The organism is Caballeronia terrestris (assembly GCF_001544515.1).
GTDB lineage: Bacteria > Pseudomonadota > Gammaproteobacteria > Burkholderiales > Burkholderiaceae > Caballeronia > Caballeronia terrestris.
Genome location: NZ_FCOL02000276.1, coordinates 1 through 2,390 on the forward strand (window position 1 = coordinate 1; position 2,390 = coordinate 2,390).

3 protein-coding genes are annotated in these 2,390 nt (G+C 59.5%); all 3 read right to left on the minus strand.

Going from position 1 to position 2,390, the window contains the following annotated elements:
* Positions 1 to 636 (minus strand): CHASE3 domain-containing protein (locus AWB67_RS36430; RefSeq protein WP_125477849.1); only part of this gene is annotated, 636 nt, incomplete at its 3' end.
* Between the two features lie 9 nt (positions 637 to 645).
* Positions 646 to 1,092, minus strand: coding sequence for a DMT family transporter (locus tag AWB67_RS36435; protein WP_087660694.1), 447 nt, complete (start codon positions 1,090 to 1,092; stop codon positions 646 to 648).
* Positions 1,093 to 1,115: 23 nt separating this feature from the next.
* Entirely contained in the window at positions 1,116 to 2,336 is a 1,221-nt protein-coding gene (locus AWB67_RS36440) for an arsenic transporter (protein WP_087660695.1), read from the minus strand.
* Positions 2,337 to 2,390: the final 54 nt, after the last annotated feature.

Genomic DNA, 2,390 nt, shown 5'->3' on the forward strand with positions numbered 1-2,390 from the left:
ACCGCGTTCCCGTAAAAAGTAAAGGGTAATGCGAGCTGCTATCGAGAGTATGGTCAGCGCGATTGTCACCGCCAGCATCATTCTCTCCGTTCGGGACGCGCGATTCGTGCGTTGCACAAGCAGTTCTGCTTCGGCCTGACGCATTTGTGCGATCAACGTTCTTATCTTGTCCATACTTTCCCGACCATCGTTACGCAGGATGTTTTCTCGCGCCCAGTCCGATCCTTTTTCTTCCTTGATCCGCAAGGTTTCAGCGAGTTCGTCGAGCTTGTCGTTCAACACTTGTTCGAGTTCACCAACCCGAACGAGTTGAATGCGACTGTCGGTTACCAGGTTACGGATCTGATCAGGTAGCACATGTACTTGCTTTACAGCTTGGGAATACGGCTTGAGGTACGTCTTGTCGCCCGTGAGAATGTAGCCGCGCTGCCCGGTTTCGGCATCTGTCATGAGTTGTAGCGTCATCTCCAGGGTCGACATGACCTGGTAGGTGTGCTCGATCCAGTCGCGCTGCGCAAGCAAGATCCGATGGTAGCCATACGAGGTGGCCGCGGCGACAACTGTCAACGCAACAAGAGGCAAAACGCGCCAATCAAATGACTTGCGGTAGTTTTGCCAGCCACGCCACCGTTTCATCGCAAGTGCTCAGAAACGCATGACGAGCGCGACGCCGGCCACCATCAGCAAGGTTCCGAGCAATCGCAGCCAAGTGATGGGGTGCTCCGCCACGCCTATCAAACCGAAGTGGTCGATCGCGACCGACGCAACGAGGTTCGCGCAGATGGTCAGTCCGTTGAGCGTGCCGACACCGACTTTCTGCACGAGTGTCAGACTGGCAAAGACGGCTACCGCGCCGACAATGCCTCCGAGTGGCGCCCACCACTTCATGATGCGCAAATCGTCGAGCGTGGGCAGCGGTGTCGGCTGAATGCAGAACAATGCGATGGCGAGGAACGTCACCAGTAGAAACGAAACGCTCGACGCAAGCCAGGGATTGACCAGCGCCCCCTTGAGCTGACCGTTGATGGGTGCGCCCGCGGCTTGCAGGATGCCCCCAATGATGATGAACGGATATATCCATGCGCTGCTCATTTTTCTCCTCCGTTTGCTCTTGTCTAATTTCCGATGAGAAGCCGCGCACCCAGCGCCAGCACGAGCGCGGGCAGCATGACAACCACGCCGACCTTGAAGAACTGCATGAAGCTCACTTCCTCGCCCTCGCGCCGAATGGAGGAGAGCCAGAGAATCGTCGCGAGCGAGCCTGTAATCGACAGATTCGGTCCAAGGTCCACGCCGATCAGCAACGCGTCGATCACGTGCTCAGGACTGTGCACCTGCAACGCAGTTGCGCTGGCGATGAGCCCCGCCGGCAGGTTGTTGATCGCATTGCTGCTCAAAGCGATGACGACCCCTGACACCGCGGCTGTGATTGATTGATTCTGCTGCGTCGCCAAGGCGAGCAGATGCGAAAGGGCCGTGATGACACCCGTGTGCGCAAGCATCTCCACGAGCACGAAGAGGCCCGCGACGAGCGGCAGCACGCTCCACGAGATTTCGCTGACGAGTTCGACCGGAGATTGACGCTCCTTGACCAGCACGACCAGCGCTGTGAGGATGCCGAGGATGGCAGTCGGCAAGCCCAGTTGCATGTCGAAGGCTGAGACGGTGAGTAACGCGATCGCCGTCACGCCGATGCCCGCGAATGTCACCTTGCCGTTGGTGCTGAGTTTGTCGACGGGCAGATCGCTGGCGCACACGCCATCGAGTTCGCTACGTTGCGTCCAGCGCAGCATAAAAAACGTCGCGACGATCGACAGCACTGAGGGCAAGGCAAACCGCGCCACCCACAAACCCAGCGCAGGCGTGTGATTCGCGTAGAGCACGAGATTGGCAGGGTTCGATATCGGCAACACGAAGCTCGCCGCGTTGGCGATGAACGCGCACACGTACAAGAGCGGCAGCGGCTTGGTACCCGCCTTCTTCGCGGCGGCGAACACGGCGGGTGTAAGCACGACGGCGGCGGCATCGTTCGAGAGGAACGTCGTCACGACGACACCGACCAGGTACACCAGCAGAAAGAGCTTGCGCGGTGAACCCTTCGCATAGTTCACGGCGAGCACCGCGATCCAGTCGAACAGCCCTTCGCGCCGGCCGAGTTCGGAGAGCAGCATCATGCCGATGAGGAACAGGTACACGTCCGTGCCCTTCCCGACCGCCTGCCACGCGAGATTCACCGGCACCAGCCCGAGGGCGACGAGCAGCAGAGCGCCCGCGACGGCCCATATCGCCTCAGGCCATCTGGCGAGAGACGGATCGTTTGTGATGTCGCGATTCATGCCGCACGCCTTCTTGAGCGATGCACCGAAGAAAAGCCAGAGCGCGAGTGAGCC